This window comes from Culturomica massiliensis (assembly GCF_900091655.1).
Classification (GTDB): Bacteria; Bacteroidota; Bacteroidia; order Bacteroidales; family Marinifilaceae; genus Culturomica; species Culturomica massiliensis.
In genome coordinates this window covers 2,719,908-2,738,709 of the sequence record NZ_LT594621.1, presented here as the reverse complement: position 1 = coordinate 2,738,709, position 18,802 = coordinate 2,719,908, and the positions used below count along the sequence as shown (strand labels likewise).

Here is an 18,802-nt window from a genome sequence, read left to right as displayed (position 1 = left end):
TTAAGTGTTTTTGCAGATTACACGGATTCCGCTGATAATTTTATCCGTGTAATCCGCGTTTTTATTGTTTTATCATTTCGTAGGTGGCGTTGATTAAATTTACGGTCAATGTATAAATCCCGACTCCGGCAGCGTCGTCGGTGATACCTTCGCCTTTGTAATATAACAGGCCTTCGCCTCCGCCGAAGTAATCATTCCAGTTTTCGGGTTCGATATAAATTTTGAATCCCCATGGAGATACGGTGGTTACTTCGATTGTACCTGAATATACGCCGTCAGCGGTTTTGTCCAAAGTTACGGTGAAATCCCATACATCGTTCAAGCCGGAGATGTAAATCCGGTTTTCCAGTTTTTTCATGGTATAGGTCAGATTTGCCAGGTCGACTGTGATCAGGTAAACTCCTTCTTCGGGGGCAGTGATATTACCTTCGCCGTTTTTTATCAACGTACCTTCTGTTTCGCCCATGGTGTAATAGTTATTCCAGTCGTCGGCTGTGGTGTACATTTTGAATCCCCAGAGGGAGTTGACATATACTATTCCGCTGTATATGCCGTCGTTGCCGCGTGCAATTTTAACATTGAAGTTCCAATCCGGGCCTGTCGTTCCGTCGTCGATTCCTGCCAGATAGAGGAACGGGAATATTTCCTCTTCGGGGTCGTCGCCTTCTCCTGCTGTCAGAGTATATGTTCCTGTTTTAGGATCGCTGAAATCAAGGGTCAATGTCCATGTACCGGCGGTCGGGATGGTGATGTCGCCTGCCGTTGCGGTCAGGGCAACCTGATTGCCGTTTACGGTAAAGGCGATAGGGGTGTCGATGGTGGCTGCGTCGTCCGTTTGGGTGGAAACATTGTATTTTTTTCCGGTACCTGAAATCTGTATGACAGAATTGTCGGTTGTTGTCGTAACGGTTGCCTTCCATTGATTTTTGGAGGTGACATAGCTCATTTCAGCATCGACAGCGCCGGAAATGTCGAGGACCGGAATATGGGTGGCTGTCCATTCTTTACCGGATGTGCTGACTGTCGTGTAGAAACAGCCGCTTTGGCCGGGATACCAGCAGTTCCACATGGATTCGTCGTTTGTCAGTTTGAAAGCCATCCCATCAACGCCTACATTACCCCAAAGGGTACCGTCACCTTCCTGCAGAAAAAAGTTCAGCCAGGAGGTGGCACTTACAAATCCGGCATATTCTCCGTCGGATTCGGGTGAGTAGAGTGTGCCCAGCACTTTTTCTTTTTTGGCGTCCAGCATTTTGATCAGCGACATATCGATTTTATAAGGAGTGATGTTTACGCTGACAATATTGCTGTATACGGGATCTGTGTTGGTCCCCAGAGTTACTTTGAGACGAAAGTAGAGCGGGGATGATTCATCAGCTTCCAAACCGGCATTTTTAGCCAGGGTATTGAGTTCTATTCCCGTAAAACTGTGAGATTCTTTGTCTGCGACTGTTTCTGTCGGCGTCGTAAATGCTGCGTCAGCCGCAGACTGTAAACTTATATGCGGGAAGGAAGAGGGTACATTCATGCCCGGGGTGTTGGTGTACAGTTCACTGTTATTCCAGGCAAAAGAGAGGGCAATTGCTTCGGCGTTTTCCTGTGTTAGCCTGACATCGGTCGCCGTAGCGATCAGTTTAGAAGGTTCCAGTCCCGACAAGATGATCTTGTCACCGTCTTTTTCACAGGAAACGGCAGTGCAGCATATAGCGAGCAGGGCTATCAGTCCTTTTATCGTTTTCATATCTGTTCAGATTAATCGATTAATATTTTTCGTTATAAAGATTCGGGTTAGCGGATAGTTCACTGGCCGGAATCGGATAGGTGTTGTATTTGTCGTTTACTCCTTTACCGTCTTTTACTCCGCCTTTCCATTGCCATAGGTATGAGTTATCCGTGAAACGTCCGTAACGGATCAGGTCGGTGCGGCGTACACATTCCCAATAGAGTTCGCGTGCCCGTTCGTCGAGTATGAAGTTGAGGGTAAGATCGCCGGTTCCGATATTTCCGGATGTGTTTCCATAGGCCCGCTCCCGTAATAAGTTAATATATCCGACCGCTTCACCGGCAGAACCGCCGGCTCCGCCGCGTAGTACGGCTTCTGCAAACATCAGGTAAACATCAGCCAGGCGGAACACGGGGAAGTCAGTAGATACCCCCAATGCTCCCGTGTTGGAAGCCGCTTCTCCGGCATCAGTCAGGTTGGTCCATTTTTCTGCAAAATATCCTTTGCTTTGGTCGTCGATGATGTCGACACTCATGGATTGGCCTTCGGTGAAGAACATACCGCGCTTGTCACCTTCGGGGAATAAGAGGGGGAGTTCCTGGCGAACCCGGAATGAACCCCAGCCACTTGTGACACCGTAGTCGGCGGGATTCTGGAATTCGGAGGTGCTGCTTACGGCTCCGCAGATAATGTAGGTTGTAGCTCCCCAGGAGGTGGTACGGTTGGCGTCTACTGCGAATGAAAAAATGATTTCATGGGTACGCAGGTTGTTGTCGGCATTAAACAGTTTGGCATATTCCGGTTCGAGGTGATATCCGTTTTGCATGACACGCCGGCAGTAGGTAATGCAATCGGTGTAACGGGCCGTTCAGCTGTATACTTCGGCATTCAGGTAGAGACGTGCCAGCAGGGCCTGGGCAGCCGCCTGAGAAGCCCGGGCGTATTCGCATTCGTTTACCGGAAGCAGTTCGTTTTCGATGGTTGTCAATTCGGTTTCGATGAAATCGAATATCTGTGCAGAGGTATACCGGGGAGGAATGTAAGAGCCTACCGGGTTCGCTTCTGTTACGAAAGGGATGTTGCGGTATAAATCCATGGCATGGTAGTATGACAGTGCCCGCAGAAAACGGGCTTCTGCACGGTAATGACGGATGTCTGCCTGTTCGCTTTCGCTGAATCCGGCAATCTGGCTGTCGCCGGCATTCCGCAGAAATTCGTTACAGAGGGCGATGGTGTAATAAATGCGGTAGTAGGTGTCGGATACCCAGGGGTCGTTTACGTCCCAGGACAGATAAGTCAGTCCTTTTACGTTATCCCCTTCGAGCCAGGTGGATGCGATTTCTTCCGTGCCGCATTCCTGCATGTTGAAGTAGCAACGCATGTAGTCGTACCCGCTATTGCTCGACAGATCCGGGTTACCGCCGCCTTGTTCCTGGCCGGCAATGACATAGGATGCATACAATTTTGCAAGTACCGATTTGTAGTTTGCGGCAGTGGTGTAGATGTTGCCGGAAGTGGTTTCCTTGTGTGGGAGTTGGTCGAGGTCGCCGACACAGGAAGTTGACAGGAGGGATATTCCTGTTATGATAAATATGTAGAATATTTTTTTCATTACTTCGATATTTTAAAGTTAGAAATCCAGACCGAGGCCAAGTGAGAATATGCGGGGACGGGGATAGAATGAGGAGTCCATCCCATTGGGAACTTCTGGGTCTACACCCGAGTAATTCGTGACGGTAAATACATTTTGTACCATTGCGGATGCATTCAGGTTGAAGCAATTCCATATTTTACCGAAGTTGTAGGTCAACGTGATGTTGTCCATTTTCAGGAATGAAGCGTTTTCTACGTAATAGTCCGAGAGGAATTGACGTTCCCGGAATCCGGTTTTCAGATAGCTGGACGACAGGTTGTTTAGCTGGTAGTCGTTATAGGACATGGTGTTCCATGCTCCGGTGTTCATTGCCATTCCGTTGTAAACGTAGTTACCGATATTGGCCCGGAAGCTCATTCCGAGGTTCCATTTTTTATATCGCAAGGAGGTGCTGAAACCGAGAATCCAATCAGGCGACGGTGATTTGTAACGATACAGGTCGTCGGAATTGATTTCGCCGTCATCGTTGAGGTCGGCATACGCACCTTCAATCGGTTTGCCTTTTTCGTCGTATAATTGATGGTATAGGTAAAACATATAGGGTTCGTAGCCTTCGCTCAATACCTGAAAATAATAACTGTCGATGGTCGGTCCCACGGAAGTATTCGTGATGGCTGTGCCTTTTACGAGCGACAGGTTTTGGATTTTCATTCTTTGCCAGGTTGCATTGAAAGACATATCCCAGGTTATGTTTTTGGTATCGATAGGGGTTACATTCAGTCCGAATTCGAGTCCGTGACTGTCGACATTCCCGACGTTTGTCAGGATTGTTTTATCGAAATTGGTTCCTGCGGGAGAAGGGACCGTCGCCAGCAAATCTTTTGTTTTCCGGGTGTAAAAATCCACACTTCCGGAAAGACGGTTGTTGAAGAAACCGAAATCGATGCCGGCATTCCAGGCGGTTGTCGTTTCCCATTTCAGGTCTGATGCATAGGCTTCCGGACGATAGGTAGGATAGAATGCATTTCCGAACTGGTATTCGGCCCCGCTCTGACTACCGGTATATACGGGGAGGTAGTTGTAGTTGCCGATGCCGTCCTGTTGTCCGGTGACACCATAGCTACCCCGTAGTTTCAGGTTACTCAATGTTTCCCAGTTTTCGAGAAAAGATTCTTCGGAGATACGCCATGCCAGGGCGAGGGATGGGAAGGTTCCCCAGCGGTTGTCTTTGTTGAAACGGGAGGTCCCGTCGCGGCGTATGGTTGCCGTCAACATGTAACGGGTGTCGTAAGTCAGGTTCAGACGGCCGTAATAGGATAATAGTACGTGTCGTTGATCGCTGGCTGCAATGCTTTTTTGTTCGATTCCGGCGACATTTAATTCCGAATATTTTTCGCTGGAGCTTTTCCATGCCTGGTAGTCGTATCCGGCGGTCGCATCGACAGTGAATTCACCGAATGTTTTGTTGTAGTTCAGGTAAGTGGTCAACAGGCGGTTGGTGTTTATTTGCGGACCGTAGGTGAAATCCCGTCCTCCGGTGGTGGCATATTCGGCAGCCTCTTCCGGAACATAGATTTTTCCTTTGCCTTCGGCGTAGTCATAGCCGACGGTAGCGTGGAATTTCAGTTCCGGCAGAAAATGGAGTTTGTAATCGACATCGGCATTTCCGATGACCCGTTTTATGTCACTGGTTGATTTGTATTGTCTGAGCAGCCCCAGCGGGTTGCGTACACCTCGGGTTACCGGGGTTCCGGTGTTGTCGATCGCTTCGGTATATCCGCCGAAAGCATCGTTACCGGAATGTACGGGGAGGGTCGGGTTATAAGTTGACGCGGCCCATATTGCTCCGTCGTTTGCAAAACGGTTTTTATTGAGGGAACCTTTTATGTTGACGTTGAATTTTAAATAGTTGTTGAAAAAGCCCGGGGAGACAGAAATGTTTCCGGTGATGCGTTCTGCGTTGTCCGTACGTAAGATTCCGTCCTGGTTGTAATATCCCAAAGAAACACGGTAAGGTATGTTTTTCAATTTACCCGAAAAGCTCAAATTATTATCGGTCCCGAAGGCGACGTTGTAAATTTCGTCGTTCCAATCGGTGTTTGCCGTACCGAGCAGGGCTTTTTGGGCATCGCTCCCGTTCGAATTGACGATATTGATGAATTCCCCACGGGAGAGCATATCGGCTGTTTGGGTGCGTACTTGTAACGAATTGGTTGTATTGAAACTGATTTTCAGTTTGCTGTCGGCTCCTTTTTTGGTCGTAATGATGATAACACCGTTAGAGGCCCGGGAGCCATAGATCGCTGTTGAAGAAGCATCTTTCAATACGGTCATGCTTTCGATGTCATTGGGGTTGATAAGGCTCAAAAAGTTACTGTTGTTACCGCTGATACCGCCGATTTCCAGGGGTACTCCGTCAAGGACGATCAACGGATCGTTGCTTGCGTTTAAGGAAGCTCCGCCCCGGATACGAATGGTGCTTCCGGCAGTCGGAGAACCGCTGTTGGACATGATCTGTACTCCTGCGATTTTGCCGTTGATGAGTTGCTCCGGGGAACTGATCATTCCTTCGTTGAAGTCTTTGCTGCTGACGTTGGCTACCGCTCCTGTCAGGTCGCCTTTCCGGGAGGTTCCGTATCCGATGACTACTACGTCGTCGAGTGTCATCGTTTGCGGTTTCATTTGCAACCGGATGTTGTTGTTTGCCGGAATGGGCATTTTTACCGTTTCATATCCGATGAAAGAGAATTGCAGCTCGTTGTTTCCGGCAGGAACGCTGAGGGTAAAATTCCCGTCGAAATCCGTAGTACCCCCTGAGGTGGTTCCTACGATAAGGATGGCTACTCCAGGCATCGGTTGCTTGTTTTCGTCAAGTACCTTACCTGTGACAGTCCTGCTTGCCTGTTGGGCAAAGACAGGATATGTGCTGCAAAGATTATACAGACACAGTATCAGGCATATTGCCGCTGTACGTAGTGATAAAGTTTTGCTATGCATGTTTTTGTGTATTAGGTTGTGTATTTAGATTATTGGATTGAAATTGTCGTTTGAGCCGGTTCTAATCCCGGGGCTTCTGCACTGATACTGATCGATGCCGGTGCATCAGCCGTGCGTATCAGTGCGGTAGCAATTCCGGCTTCCGCCCGGATATTCGTCGGGCTGCAAAGTTGTGCTCCTTTTATGTGAAAAGTAATTTTGTCTGCGGAATGGTGTACGGGATTCCCATCGGCATCACATACGGTGGCATAGATGAACAGGACATCGTTGCGTGCCGGAGCTATACCGCTTTCATCGACTTTTAATGTTAATTTAGCAGCTTTTGCAGGTGTCGTTACGCTGTATTCGGCAACGGCTTGTCCGTTTTTGTAACCTATGGCTTTCACTGTGCCCGGTTTCTGGCAGGCAATGTTGAAGGTGAAAGGAGGATGGGACAGCCGGGTCGAAAAATTGTCGTTGTCCGGACGACGACGTTCCGTCAGTTTGCCGTCGGCATAGAGTTCTACTTCTTCGCAATTGCTGAATACCTTTACCTGTCGGCTTATACCGGGTTGCCAGTAGGAGGCGATAAATACCATTTCGGGTGTATCACGCTGGCTACGGAAAAAGTAGTAGGAAAATTTAGGCAGGCGGGTAATATCCATGATACCGGAATATTCCAGGTCGTCGGCATACCCGCGGTTGTAATCGAACATGGCCCAGTAGCCGTCGGCAAAGGCGTGGGTTGTCAGGTTGTCGTTGTGTGCTTCCTGTATATTGAGGGCTTGTTGCAATAGTCTTTTTTCTCCGGATTGCCGGGGTTGGCGGGAGTTGCGTTCCTCTTCCAGCAGATCGTTCCAGGTATTCTGATGAAATCCTGCATTTTGTGCGTAATATTCCCAGTCACCGTATTCGGAAACGATAAGCGGTTGTGACAGATGGGCACTGTGGCGGTGTTGTCTGGCTTCGATGTAAATGTCGTAAGCCTTTTTCATCCATCCGGCTGTGTAGCAATCGTCATGTGGGAATTCTTCTCTGGCGATACGGTTGGCTGCTTCGGTGAAGTTTTGCGGCATCTGAGTTTCATTAATGGAGAGTTCCCAGCCCAGTATGCAAGGGTGGTTACGGTCGCGGCGGATTAATTCCCGGGAAGATTGCAAAGCATGTGCGGTGAAAAGAGAGTCGCCGAAGTATTGCCATCCGAGGATGGCGTCGAGTACCATAATGCCCAGTTCGTCACAGGCGTCCAGAAAGGCGGGAGACTGTGGATAATGGCTTGAGCGTACGTAATCGAATCCGGCATCTTTGATTTTCTGTGCATCCCGGCGCTGTGCTTCGTCTGAAAGGGCGTAGCCTATATAAGGGTATTCCTGGTGACGGTTGACACCCCGCAAGAATCTTTTTTTGCCGTTCAGCCACAAGCCTTCCGGCGTAATTTTCAAATCACGGATACCGAAACGTACTTCTTCCCGGTCGGTTGTCCGGCCGTTGTTACTGACAGAGGTAATCAGGGTATAAAGGTTCGGGCTTTCAGGGCTCCATAGTTCCGGATTTTCTATTGAGCAATGTGTCGTAAGTGTCGTATCTGTTCCGGGAGCTATTATTGTCCGGTTTTGTTCGCGGAGAATTGTTTTACCTGTAGCATTGCGGATTTCATAATCGATGACGGCATTTGCTTTTTCGGTAGCGCAATTGTCCACATTGACCCGGATGTTTATACCGGCTTTTCGTGAAGAGATGTTCGATGCATGTACAAAAATGCCGCCTTCCTGCCGAGCTATGGGATCGGTGATATGCAACGAATCTTTAACGATCAGCCATACGTTGCGATAGATTCCGCCATAAGTGCAAAAGTCGAGCAGATGTAACGGTTTGGGGCCTGTTACGGCATTATCGCGGTTGTCAAGGCGTACGACGAGTAAGTTTTCTCCGGATTTGTTCAAAGCGTTATCGAGGGACACCGTGAAGGGAAGGTAGCCGCCGGTATGTGTTCCCAGGTGTTTGCCGTTGAGCCATATATCGGCAATGTTCATGGCGGCCTCGAAACGAAGTGAGAGCAATTTTTCTTTTACTTTTTCCGGTGTCTCGAATTTTTTGGCATAGTAGCAGATACCTTGCCATTGATCGTTTACGGTCATCGGTTCGATGCGGGGAGTGTGCGGTAAGGTGACACTCTTCATACTATCGGGCGGGAGTGATTCCGGGGTTACTGCCGAACGGGTGAATAACCAATTGTCGTTAAATGGAACGGCATTCGGTGTTTCCATTCTTTCTCCCGGGCTGCAAGCTCCCAGACATACACAAAATGCGATGAGTGCGAATAATTTCATATTTCGGATTTTAAGTTGATATCCTTTTGTTTTTATTTAGATTTCCTTTGTCGTTTTGCACACAGGGACTGTATTTTTATTTTCCCAACGAGATTTTTTGAATGACGACATCCCCTTTTTTCAAAACAAATCGCACGGAAGTGATTTCTTCTGCCCGAATGTCCGGCCTGTCGGACCGGATGCCTCCCCGGAAAGAAATACCGGGATAGAGTTCCCTTACCGGACGAATTTCTGTCGCTTTGAAGTCAGATAATGCAATTGTTGTTTTTCCGTTTTGCAGGGGTGTCTCTGCACACCAGAGGAAACCGTCCCGGTCGAGTAGTTCTAAACGTGCTTCTGCCGGTTTTTCTGTGATGATTGCTTCTATTGTCATTTGATTCAACGGACGGGGAGCAAAGAGGGCGTCTGTAACTAAGGCTGCTTCGCCCCGGTAATCGGTTGTTTCTGTTTTCATGCCGATACCTTCCGGCAGGTAGGTGAACCGGATTCCGGGTTGCCATACCAATTCCACGGATTCCGGTTTGTTTTGTGCATCCAGCAGTATGGCTGGCGTGCTGGAAGTTATAATATTGCTGTGATAATCGTTTTTACAATAGTCGTTCCAGGCTCCCGGTTTTACGTCGCAATTGCCCGGAAAAATCCGGTTTCCTTTGCCGGTGTATACGCCGATGCGATAGCGGAAAATACCATGACGAAGGAAGGATGACGGAAGTTCGGCCGTATAGGTAAAACCGGATTGTTGTTGCATGACGGTTTTAAATGATTCGCCGTACCACATTGTGCCGTAGAGTACGACACTGTCTATTTTTGCAGGGGAAACAATATCGGCCGTGACGGTTGCCGGGGTGCTTGCGTTCCATTCGGCCGCCGGAGTATGAAATACGGCTGTTTCTTTTACATCATCCTCGATTACCGGGTATGGCGTATCGTTTGTGATGTTTTGCAGTTTGCCCTCCTTTTGTAATAAATAGATACCCGGACGTATGTCGAATTGTGTGTGTATATCCGGCAGGCAAATCTGCATTTGGCGGGTATTCGATTGAGCTAATGCAATTTTGCGGTTCAGAGAGTTGTGCCGGCTATAGGGATCGGTTGTTTCGGTGATGTCCGGGTAAATTTCGATTCGCCAGTTGCCGTCTGTTTGTTTATCTAAAAAATAGGCTCCGCTGCCGTTATATTTTACGATGGGTGAACTGCCGTGACCGGCGATATGGCGTAATCGTTCGGGAGCAACCGGGAGGTCTTCGGTTGTATTTGAATAACAAAACAGAGTGTCGCGGTTCAATACAGAAAGGTCGTCGATATAGCTGACGTTGAAGTCGGCAAAGCGGTTGTTTTCCGGGTAATCGCCGAAATTTTTTCCCCGGGGTAAGCTGCGGAAGACTTCTGCGGCAATACGCAGGGAGATCGCTTTTGCCGGTGTATATACCAGGTTTATCCAATGGGTTTGGTAATCCGTGTTGTAAGCGGCCATTGCCAGCGGATCATAAGCGAATTGGGTTGCCCATTGGAAACCGGCTTCCCGGAAGGAACGTGCCATTGCCGGATAGATGTAGGAGCCGTCGATGTCCGCGGCATCAAATTCGTAGATGAAACGGGCCTTTCCACGAGTGTCATAAGGCAGGTTGTAATGGGAGACTGTCGGCAGAAAGTTTTCGTGACGTTTTTTTCCGCCTACCAGTCCGGAAGGATACCATTGTCCGGAGACACCGTCGATCCGGGCGGTAGTTACAGCTTTCGACCGTTCCGGATTTTGTGTGATATTGTATACGATGGGTTTGCGGCAACCGGCGGTGCGTACGGCTTTTGCCAGTCTGTCGATATAGGCTGTTACTGTTTTATCCGGTACGTTGGCTGTATGATCCGGTTCGTTATTCAATTCTACGGCTACTATTGCCGGATCGTTTTTATAGGAATAACCTGTATAAGGGTTCTGATGGTTCATCAGAGCTTTCAGGTAACGTTCCTGGGCTGCGATACTTTTTTCGTCTACGGTAGCCTGTTGCTTGGTTACTTGATTGGAAAAGCCGGGCAAGGTTTTATCGTCTTCTTCCGGCCATCCGTTTCCCCAGAATGCGATAGCCGTCACTAATGTTTGCACTCCGTACTGAGCAAATCGGGCGATGGTGTAATCCAGCAGGTCGAGGTGATCGTTTTCCAGCAGATTACCTTCTCCGTCACTGATTTCCACATCCCATACATGTATCCGGAAAGCGTTGATTCCCAGTCGGGTCATGTGATATATATCCCGGTCGATAGCTGTTTTACGGTCTGTATCCAATATACCGTGACTCCGGTAGCCGTGGGCAAAAGGCATGCAATAGTTGAAGCCGAAAAAGGCGGCTTCTTTTCCTTGCGGGTCACGCAAGATTCCTTGCGTATCTATTTTGTAATTTTGTCCGGCTACAGCCAGTTGTAATACGCATAAAATGGGTATGATCAGTTTTTTTAACATGATATGATATTATTTAGCCGTTTATCCAATGACATCACCAAGAATGTCCGATAACGTTTGCAATTTTAGATAATCCTTTTTAGTCTTTCTGTCACATATTGAACAAAGACTAACACAAATTAGACACCGTTCGCAAACGTTTGATTATTAAATATTTTCAAACGGGCAAAAATATAAAAACAGAAGGTAATGAAAAGGTTTTTGCGTTATTTTGAAGTCCGTTGATTTTTCTTTCAGCCCAAGGTTTGTGTGGATATATATTTTGTGGGATACTTGTGTTTTGCCTGGTATTCCGGATAAAATGAAGGAAGTCACGGCTTGTTTTTGAAAGTAGTTTATTGATGTAATATATGTTTCAGGGAATCTGTAGAAAAATTGTATTTCAGGATATTTTTTATAAATTTGAGATTGTATGAGAAAATACGGTAGGCCGATCGACTTATTAAATTTTACGTTTAATTTTTAATCTGCTTAATTGGAGTTTCTCACGACGTTTAAATATTTCGGCTAATTATGAGGGAGTACTTATTTGTATTTCAAATTAATTTAAAATTATGTTATTAACTACGACACCTGTTATCGAAGGGAAACGAATAATTAATTATTATGGTATTGTGACCGGTGAAACCATTATCGGCGCGAATGTATTCCGGGATCTGTTTGCCAGTATCCGGGATATTGTCGGCGGACGGTCGAAGGCTTATGAAGAAGTGTTGCAACAGGCAAAAGATATAGCTTTGAAGGAGATGGGAGAGCAGGCTGCCCGTTTGGGGGCGAATGCCGTGATCGGTGTAGATCTGGATTATGAAACCATCAATGGAAGCATGCTGATGGTGACCGCCAGCGGAACAGCTGTTTCCTGTCAGGATCTATAATCTTATATTTATCGGTTTGTCCGGAGGTATAAGATGTTTCTCTACGTTATCTGTAAAGTTTGAAAAATGATTTCGACCGGATAAGGTGAAGCCGGTCGAAATTTTGTGTTGCAGTCTATTTACAACTTGCCTTACAGGTGTGTACCTGCTTTTCCGTTATTTGACTTTCCTGTGGATGAAGCTGCCGTCAATCCAGAATGTAACTTCCCGGGATTTGAATTTTAATAGGATGTAATTGGGATCGGTCGGGCCTCCCGGGAAATGACTGATAAACCAGTCTTGCCAAAGTTCTTTTTTTATGGCTTCGTCTGTGATGATTTCAATTTCTCCTGTCAGGGCTACGCTGTTTCCGTTTTCGTAAAAGCATAATCCCGCTTTGGGATTTAAAGAGAAATCTTTGGTTTTCGCTGAATTTTTCCCTGTCGCCACCCAGACAACCGAAATGCCTTCGGCTTTGATTTTACTCATGGGAACCGGTCTGGGGTATCCTTCCTGGTTTACTGATGTAAGTACTACTATTTCACTGTTTTGTAATATAACCGAAGCTTTTTCGTTTAATGTCTCCATTGAATATGTGTTTATAGATTTATGGGAACAAATATATGATCGAAAAATTGAATCGTATTGTATAAAAACGACTTTATTGTTCTATATAAAGTAAAGCCGTTTCGCTTTCCGGGGGTAATGATAAGAACGAGAGCGGGGTATTGCCGGACATCTTTTTTATCTCTCTCGAAAGGTGGGGAACATCGTAGTAGCCGGTTTCAATTGCGATGGATAATAAATTGTCGAAAGTCGTTTTACGTAAAATGTCGACGGCATTCCTGAATTTTACGATTCTGCTGTATGCTTTAGGGGTATATCCGGTATATGTTTTGAATTTTCGTTCAAAATGACGTTGAGATAAACAGATGTTATCAACCAAGGTGTGGATTGAAAGTTTTCCTTTAAATGTATTTATTTGGTTGATTGCGTATGAAATCGGTTTATCGGGAACCGGCTTATATTCGTATAGCGCTTGTATAAGTCTGGTTTCGATTAAGCTTATTTGTTTTATGGTGATTTGTTGTTCGGATAATTGCTGTGTCCATGAATCGTTGAAGAAAGTGTTGATATCTCCGGCATAAAGCCTTTGATCGGTGAGTTCGTGTAGAGGCAGTTCCAAAAAGCGGAATATTCCGTAAGGCCGGAAGCGGATTCCGAGCATATGAACGGTTTTTGTATAAGTAATCAATTCCGAATACCCTGTCATCGGTCCTATGAAGTAGGTATGAAAAGGCCGCATTGTCAGGTTGCCGTTTAGGGTCTGTGGAGAATCTCCCAAAGTGAAGATAAAATCCGTACATCCGTCCGGAAGTATGTTGATACGTGTCCCTTGTTCTGGATTACCTTTGAATTCCCAGTATTTGTCGATGTAGGGAGAGAGTAAAGTGCAAGGCCGGTGTTCAGTGTACATGTCTTTATTTTTCTGTAAAATTGTATTTATGCGAATTTTGCTGAAATAGAAGAATATTGATTTTTTCAGTTTTCAGTAGGTTTGTCGTGCTTACTTGTGTTATTTTGTCTGGTAAATTCTTTGGGGCTGACACCGTATTCTTCTTTGAAGCAGCGGGTAAAATAGGAGGCGTTGGAGAATCCGACCAGGTACATGATTTCGGAAACGCTTAGTTTGTCCTGGCGTAAGAACATGGCGGCTTTTTTGAGGCGGATGCTCCGGATGTACTCGACGACACTCATCCCTGTCAATTGTTTGATTTTCCGGTATACCTGCTTGTCGTTTATGCCGCTTTTCTGACAGAGGGTGGTTACGTTCAGATCCGGATCGGAAAGGGATTCCTCGATAATATGGGTGATTTGTTTTAAAAATTGCTCGTCAGGGGAAATGAGTTCTGTGACTTGAGGGGTAATGATCTCTTTTTGGCGTGTTTTTTCGGCGATTTTCCGGGATTTGGTGATTAATTTTTCACTTAAGCGGTAAAGGTAGTTCAGGTCGAACGGTTTTGTGATAAAAGCGTCGGCGTATTCGTACGACTGTAATTCTGTCTGACTGTCGTTGCGGGCTGTGAGGATGATGACCGGGATAAATGCCGTGTTGACATTGTTTCTTAAGCTACGGCAGAGGTATTCGCCGTCGGCTTCCGGCATCATCAGATCGGTAATGATCAGTTGGGGCATGGATTTCCGGGCGATGTCCACACCCTCCTTCCCGTTGCTTGCCGTCAGGAAGCAGAAATGCTCCGATAGATTTGATGTGATGAATTCCCGGATTTCGGTATTGTCTTCTACAACCAGGACAATCGGTTTCTCTGCCGGTGTACCAATCCGATTGCCGGGGAGTCCGTCTTTGGTAAAAGCGATTGTTTTAGAGGTTGTCAAAGTGATGGTTACACAGGTTCCTTTATTTTCTTCCGATCGGATACCAATCGTTCCTCCGTGTTGTTCTACAATTTTCCGGGCGATATCCAGGCCGATACCGCTACCTTCTTTGTTCAGGTGCTGCGAAGACTGTGATATAAAATAGCGGTCAAATACTTTCGGTAAATCGTTTGCGGGGATTCCGCAACCGTCGTCTTCTATTGAAATTGAAGCGGTATAAAATTGTTCGTCTTCTTGAACCGTAGTTACGGATAGCCGGATATGGCCCTGTGGAGAAACGAATTTGGAAGCATTCGATAATAAATTGGTCAATACCGATTCCATTTTTACCCGGTCGATGGAGAAGGTGTGCGGGATATTATCGGCGGTAAATTCGGCATTGATTCCTTTCTCCCGGAATGTGGTTTCAAATTGTGTGAATATTTCCCGGATAAATTCAGGCAGGGTTGTTTCCGATAATATCAATTCCTCGTCTTTGTTTTCGCCTTCTTTGTAATCAAGCATTTGATTGATGAGTGTATGTATCTTATCTGCGTTTTTGCGGACAATCTGCATTTGTCGCTTTTGTTCGTTGTCGGTTTCGTGCACGATTAACTGACTGATGTAACCGATAATCAGACTCAAAGGTGTCTTGAATTCATGGGATACATTGGCAAAGAAATCAAGTTTCATGCGTGTTAATTTCATCGTTTTTTCCCGTTTCACCCGTTCGATTTCCTGTCGGTGGCGTTTGTGGGTGCGGTAGATGATCCCGATGACAATGCCTGCCAGCAGCAGAATGTAAACGAGTAAAGCAATCGTTGTACGATACCAGGGCGGAAGTATTGTGATTTCGACGGATGCAGTATTGTCCATGAATGTTCCGTCGCTGTCAACATTACCTACCTCGAACGTATATTGTCCGGGAGGTACGTTGATATAGGTGGCCCGGTTGGAGATTCCCGGTATTTCCCGCCATATATTGTCGTATCCTTTCAGACGGTAGGCATATCGTAGAAAAGCTTTGCGGTAAAGGAATGCCGAAAATTCTACGGAAAAGGAGTTTTGCCGGTAAGGTAAACGAAGTGTTTTCCTTTCAAATAATTCTTTTTGAGTTTGATCGTTGTCCGTGGAATATCCGGTAATTTGTAAACTCGGTACGGTTTCTGCTTTTAAAAGGGAGTCGGGATAAAATTCGATTACTCCGTTGGGCGCTCCCAGGTACATTCGGTTTTCGGGGGCGTAATAGGTGGCACAGGAAAAGTAGGATTGTCCCAGGTATACTGCATTGAGATTTCGGCGGGTGCGATTATAACAAGCAATTCCAATGTTGGTACCGAACCAGAGGTTATCGTTTTGAATTGTGATAAAACGTACCGGATCGGTAATTTTTTCCGGTTCTATTGTCCGGATTTGTTCATAAGGCTTTTTCAGGTAATTGAGTCCATTGTCCGCACCGATCCATATTTCTCCTTTATCGTCTATGGCAAGGGATTTGATAAAATTGCTGCTCAAACCGTCGGCCGGATGCGTATAGATATTGACCTTTTGTTCAATTGTCGAAATCCGGTTGATGCCTGAGTTGTCTGTACCGGCCCATACTGCCCCGTCCGGATGCAAGGCAAGTGAATTGATAATATTTCCCGATATGGACCGGGTAGCGGTATAGCTACCGAAATGATTTTCCGCATATATGATGTCTGCGGTTGTTGACAACTGTTTTTTATCAACAACAAAGATTCCGCCTTCATAAGTTCCCAGCCATAGTTTTCCGGCTTTATCTTCGACGATGCAATACATCCAGTTTGAGTTATAGGCTTCGTTTTTGTCCCGGATGATATAGCGGTGGATTTGTCCGCCGGCATAATTGTAGCAGTTGAGTCCGCCGTCTGTAGCTATCCAGAGCGATTGCGGGTCTTCATACAAATAGCGTACTTTGTTGTGAGACAATCCGTTTTTACCGGCTTTAAACCATTCGTATTTTCCGGTGGCCCGGTGCCAGCGGATAAGTCCGTTTGATCCTCCCAGCCATAGATTGCCGTGATTGTCCCGGTGGATGGTAAAGAGCAGGTTTTCTTCGTTACTGCCTGTAATTTCCCGGATGGAATAACTATTGTAGCTGTTGCGGGCTTGTTTTATGGATATGCCGTTGTCTGTTCCGAACCAAAGGTTGGATTCACGGTCCTTGAAAATGGTCCATACAACATCGTTTTGCAATGAATATGGGTTATCGGTACTTTTTCTTTTATAGGTAAAATCAGTCGTCCCCGGAGATTTAATATACAGTCCGTTGTCCGTCCCGATCCAAAGCGATCCGTTTTCGTCGTATAGCAGAGATTTGATCGGTGTATTGGGGAGAAACAAGGTTGATTTGCCCGTTGTCATATCCGTCCGGATTAAACCTTGTTCTGTACCCAGCCATAGCTGCCCCGGATATTCCTTGTCTCCGATCAGTGAAAGCAGCAAGTTATCTTTTAAATTTTCAGAAAAAGGCAAGGGTATCGGATTGAATTTCCCGTCTTCCCGGTAACGGCAGATGTAATTATGAGTGCCGGCATAGAGGACGGAGTCATCGGCAAGGTATCCGCAGGGGACATATTCGCCGGGGAAATAGTGAAGACTGTCTTGCCGGGAATAACGGACGATGCCTTTTTCAGTGAAGTTCAGTAAGCCTTGATTTGTACCTATCCATAAACGTTTGTTTGCATCATGAAGAATAAATTTTACGGAATAATTTTGCGTATTGAGGAGTTGCCGGATTTTGCCGGTACGGATATCGTATAGGTTGAGCCCTCTGTCTGTTCCGATGTATATCGTATCTCCGTCAGCCATCAGACAATTGATCCGGGAATGAGAAAGAGAGGTGGTATCGCCTGCCGTGTGGGTATAAGTAGTAAATCTGTAACCGTCATAGCGGGTTAGGCCTCCTTTTGTTCCGATCCAGATATAGCCTTGCGGATCCTGGGCAAAACAATATATGACCGGATCGGCCAGGCCTTGATCCGGAGTTACGGATTCGAAGTCGTCGGCATAAGGATTACCTACGCAAATATATGTCGAACAGACTGATAATAGTAGAAATAATAATTTTCTCAACATAAGTCGTTCCGCAAAAATAAAGGTTATTTTTTAAAACATAGTTCTTTGTTTTGTTTTTCACATTTATTGTCTATATTTCGCTATCATTTTCTGATGGAATTCGATAAATAAGATGGATTTATTTACTAATAACTGAAGTTATGAAATATAAGGTGGGTCATAGTCAAAAGAAAAGCCGGTTTGAGGTTGAAATACAGGGAAGTACAGCTTATCTGGAGTATGTTATTGCCGACGGCGTGATGGATATTCTGCATACGGTTGTGCCGATGGAACTGGAAGGTAAGGGAGTCGGCTCGGCATTGGTAAAACAAGCATTGGAATATGCACGGGAAAGTCATCTGAATGTAGTGCCTTCTTGTCCTTTTGCAGAAACATTCATGATTCGGCATAAAGAATATGAAGATTTATTACTTTCTTAAGTTTCCGCTTTATTCTTCAATAAGTGTAGCCCGGCATTTTTTTAATAGAAGCGCCGGGGAATATGATAGTTTGGCCTTTCTTAAACCGGGTATACCTAAATCTTCTTCCCGGTTTATATAAGTAAACTGTTCCGGGATTCTGGAAGCAAATTCCTGATTCATTACGGTGTAAGCCCCGTCAAAATTTGTATCAGCCTTTTCTATGTGTACACAGAATGTATCGTAATTGACCGGGGCTCCGTAAGTAAAAGCTACGATTTCATTATCTACCCATAAGGCTCCCCCTAGAAGGGCCAGTGTCTCAAAGTGTTCCATGGCAAATTTCATGGCTTGTTGTTCGTATTGCAAATTGGGATCGTCCTGGCAATCGTGTTCTTCACACCATTTTGCAGCCAGGTCCAGGCAATGAGGAACAATGGCCGGAGTCAGCGGTAAATATTGATAATCGTATTTTTTACGGAAACGGTTTGCATGATTGCGTTTCGGTTGGTAGTCTTTTCCTCTGAGTGTGACTAAGTTTTCGCGGATGTAAAGATAGTCGGCATGATCCCGCGGGTAATGGTATTTGAATTTTTGTTCAAAATATTTTTCAAGCTCATTTTGAAGATAAGGAGAGGAACCGAAAAACATCAGAGGCTGTTTGTTGTTTTGGGCTTCTGTATGTAGTATTTCTAACGTTTCAGCCGTATTTCCTTCTCCGAAAGGTAATGTATAAATCGAATTGCCGTCGTGGTAGCGGAAGCGTATAACCAGTTGTTTACCGATCAATGTATAACTGCTTTCGTTGAGAAAATGCCAACAGCACAGGTTGCAAATGGATAAGTTGTTGTCACGGTATTCGCCGGGTAGGGTGTAGGTGGTGATTAGCTCTCTGATTTCCGGTGTGATGGGTTGAAACGTAAGCATAGCCGTATATTTATTTTTAATTTACGATTTATATTTTTCTCTTCCAGAGAAGGAATTGTAAATGTAATCT

The 18,802-nt window shown here is 45.8% G+C and carries 10 protein-coding genes and 1 pseudogene; 2 read left to right on the top strand and 9 right to left on the bottom strand.

All coding sequences use genetic code 11. The features are described 5' to 3' along the window. Nucleotides 1-61: 61 nt before the first annotated feature. The 5 genes and pseudogenes from BN8908_RS12635 to BN8908_RS12615 form a co-directional block, all read right to left on the bottom strand. A complete protein-coding gene (locus BN8908_RS12635; protein WP_068690925.1) occupies nt 62-1,741 on the bottom strand; it encodes a DUF5114 domain-containing protein in 1,680 nt (559 codons plus the stop codon). A 19-nt stretch (nt 1,742-1,760) separates the two neighbouring features. After that, nucleotides 1,761-3,335 (bottom strand): annotated as a pseudogene (locus tag BN8908_RS12630) (RagB/SusD family nutrient uptake outer membrane protein). 18 nt (nt 3,336-3,353) lie between these two features. After that, on the bottom strand, nt 3,354-6,314 hold the full coding sequence (locus tag BN8908_RS12625; RefSeq protein ID WP_068690924.1) for a SusC/RagA family TonB-linked outer membrane protein: 2,961 nt from the start codon (nt 6,312-6,314) through the stop codon (nt 3,354-3,356). Between the two features lie 29 nt (nt 6,315-6,343). Beyond that, nucleotides 6,344-8,623 (bottom strand): glycoside hydrolase family 2 protein, encoded by a 2,280-nt coding sequence (locus tag BN8908_RS12620; RefSeq protein WP_068690922.1) that lies wholly within the window; start codon nt 8,621-8,623, stop codon nt 6,344-6,346. A 76-nt stretch (nt 8,624-8,699) separates the two neighbouring features. Beyond that, entirely contained in the window at nt 8,700-11,078 is a 2,379-nt protein-coding gene (locus BN8908_RS12615; protein WP_068690920.1) for a glycoside hydrolase 5 family protein, read from the bottom strand. 554 nt (nt 11,079-11,632) lie between these two features. Here BN8908_RS12615 and BN8908_RS12610 point away from each other — a divergent pair. Further along, a complete protein-coding gene (locus BN8908_RS12610) occupies nt 11,633-11,953 on the top strand; it encodes a YbjQ family protein (RefSeq protein WP_021989179.1) in 321 nt (106 codons plus the stop codon). 156 nt (nt 11,954-12,109) lie between these two features. Here BN8908_RS12610 and BN8908_RS12605 read toward each other — a convergent pair whose 3' ends face one another. The 3 genes from BN8908_RS12605 to BN8908_RS12595 all read right to left on the bottom strand — a co-directional run bounded on the left by BN8908_RS12605 (nt 12,110) and on the right by BN8908_RS12595 (nt 17,407). Next, a complete protein-coding gene (locus BN8908_RS12605; protein ID WP_021989178.1) occupies nt 12,110-12,520 on the bottom strand; it encodes a pyridoxamine 5'-phosphate oxidase family protein in 411 nt (136 codons plus the stop codon). A 73-nt stretch (nt 12,521-12,593) separates the two neighbouring features. Beyond that, the gene (locus BN8908_RS12600) at nt 12,594-13,409 is read right to left on the bottom strand and encodes a helix-turn-helix transcriptional regulator (RefSeq protein ID WP_068690918.1); all 816 of its coding nucleotides are present in this window, start codon (nt 13,407-13,409) and stop codon (nt 12,594-12,596) included. A gap of 65 nt (nt 13,410-13,474) precedes the next feature. After that, nucleotides 13,475-17,407: a hybrid sensor histidine kinase/response regulator transcription factor gene (locus BN8908_RS12595; protein WP_068690916.1), complete on the bottom strand. Its 3,933-nt coding sequence runs from the start codon at nt 17,405-17,407 to the stop codon at nt 13,475-13,477. Nucleotides 17,408-17,547: 140 nt separating this feature from the next. On the opposite strand from BN8908_RS12595, the gene BN8908_RS12590 reads away from it, so the two are divergent. Then, a complete protein-coding gene (locus tag BN8908_RS12590; RefSeq protein ID WP_021989174.1) occupies nt 17,548-17,826 on the top strand; it encodes a GNAT family N-acetyltransferase in 279 nt (92 codons plus the stop codon). Nucleotides 17,827-17,835: 9 nt separating this feature from the next. Here BN8908_RS12590 and BN8908_RS12585 read toward each other — a convergent pair whose 3' ends face one another. After that, a complete protein-coding gene (locus tag BN8908_RS12585; protein ID WP_068690914.1) occupies nt 17,836-18,732 on the bottom strand; it encodes a DUF2156 domain-containing protein in 897 nt (298 codons plus the stop codon). Nucleotides 18,733-18,802: the final 70 nt, after the last annotated feature.

Bases quoted from the DNA above. Each gene is read 5' to 3' on its own strand.
- BN8908_RS12600 (WP_068690918.1), bottom strand. From the start codon at position 13,409: ATGTACACTGAACACCGGCCTTGCACTTTACTCTCTCCCTACATCGAC.
- BN8908_RS12610 (WP_021989179.1), top strand. From the start codon at position 11,633: ATGTTATTAACTACGACACCTGTTATCGAAGGGAAACGAATAATTAAT.
- BN8908_RS12605 (WP_021989178.1), bottom strand. From the start codon at position 12,520: ATGGAGACATTAAACGAAAAAGCTTCGGTTATATTACAAAACAGTGAA.
- BN8908_RS12585 (WP_068690914.1), bottom strand. From the start codon at position 18,732: ATGCTTACGTTTCAACCCATCACACCGGAAATCAGAGAGCTAATCACC.
- BN8908_RS12625 (WP_068690924.1), bottom strand. From the start codon at position 6,314: ATGCATAGCAAAACTTTATCACTACGTACAGCGGCAATATGCCTGATA.
- BN8908_RS12635 (WP_068690925.1), bottom strand. From the start codon at position 1,741: ATGAAAACGATAAAAGGACTGATAGCCCTGCTCGCTATATGCTGCACT.
- BN8908_RS12620 (WP_068690922.1), bottom strand. From the start codon at position 8,623: ATGAAATTATTCGCACTCATCGCATTTTGTGTATGTCTGGGAGCTTGC.
- BN8908_RS12595 (WP_068690916.1), bottom strand. From the start codon at position 17,407: ATGTTGAGAAAATTATTATTTCTACTATTATCAGTCTGTTCGACATAT.
- BN8908_RS12615 (WP_068690920.1), bottom strand. From the start codon at position 11,078: ATGTTAAAAAAACTGATCATACCCATTTTATGCGTATTACAACTGGCT.
- BN8908_RS12590 (WP_021989174.1), top strand. From the start codon at position 17,548: ATGAAATATAAGGTGGGTCATAGTCAAAAGAAAAGCCGGTTTGAGGTT.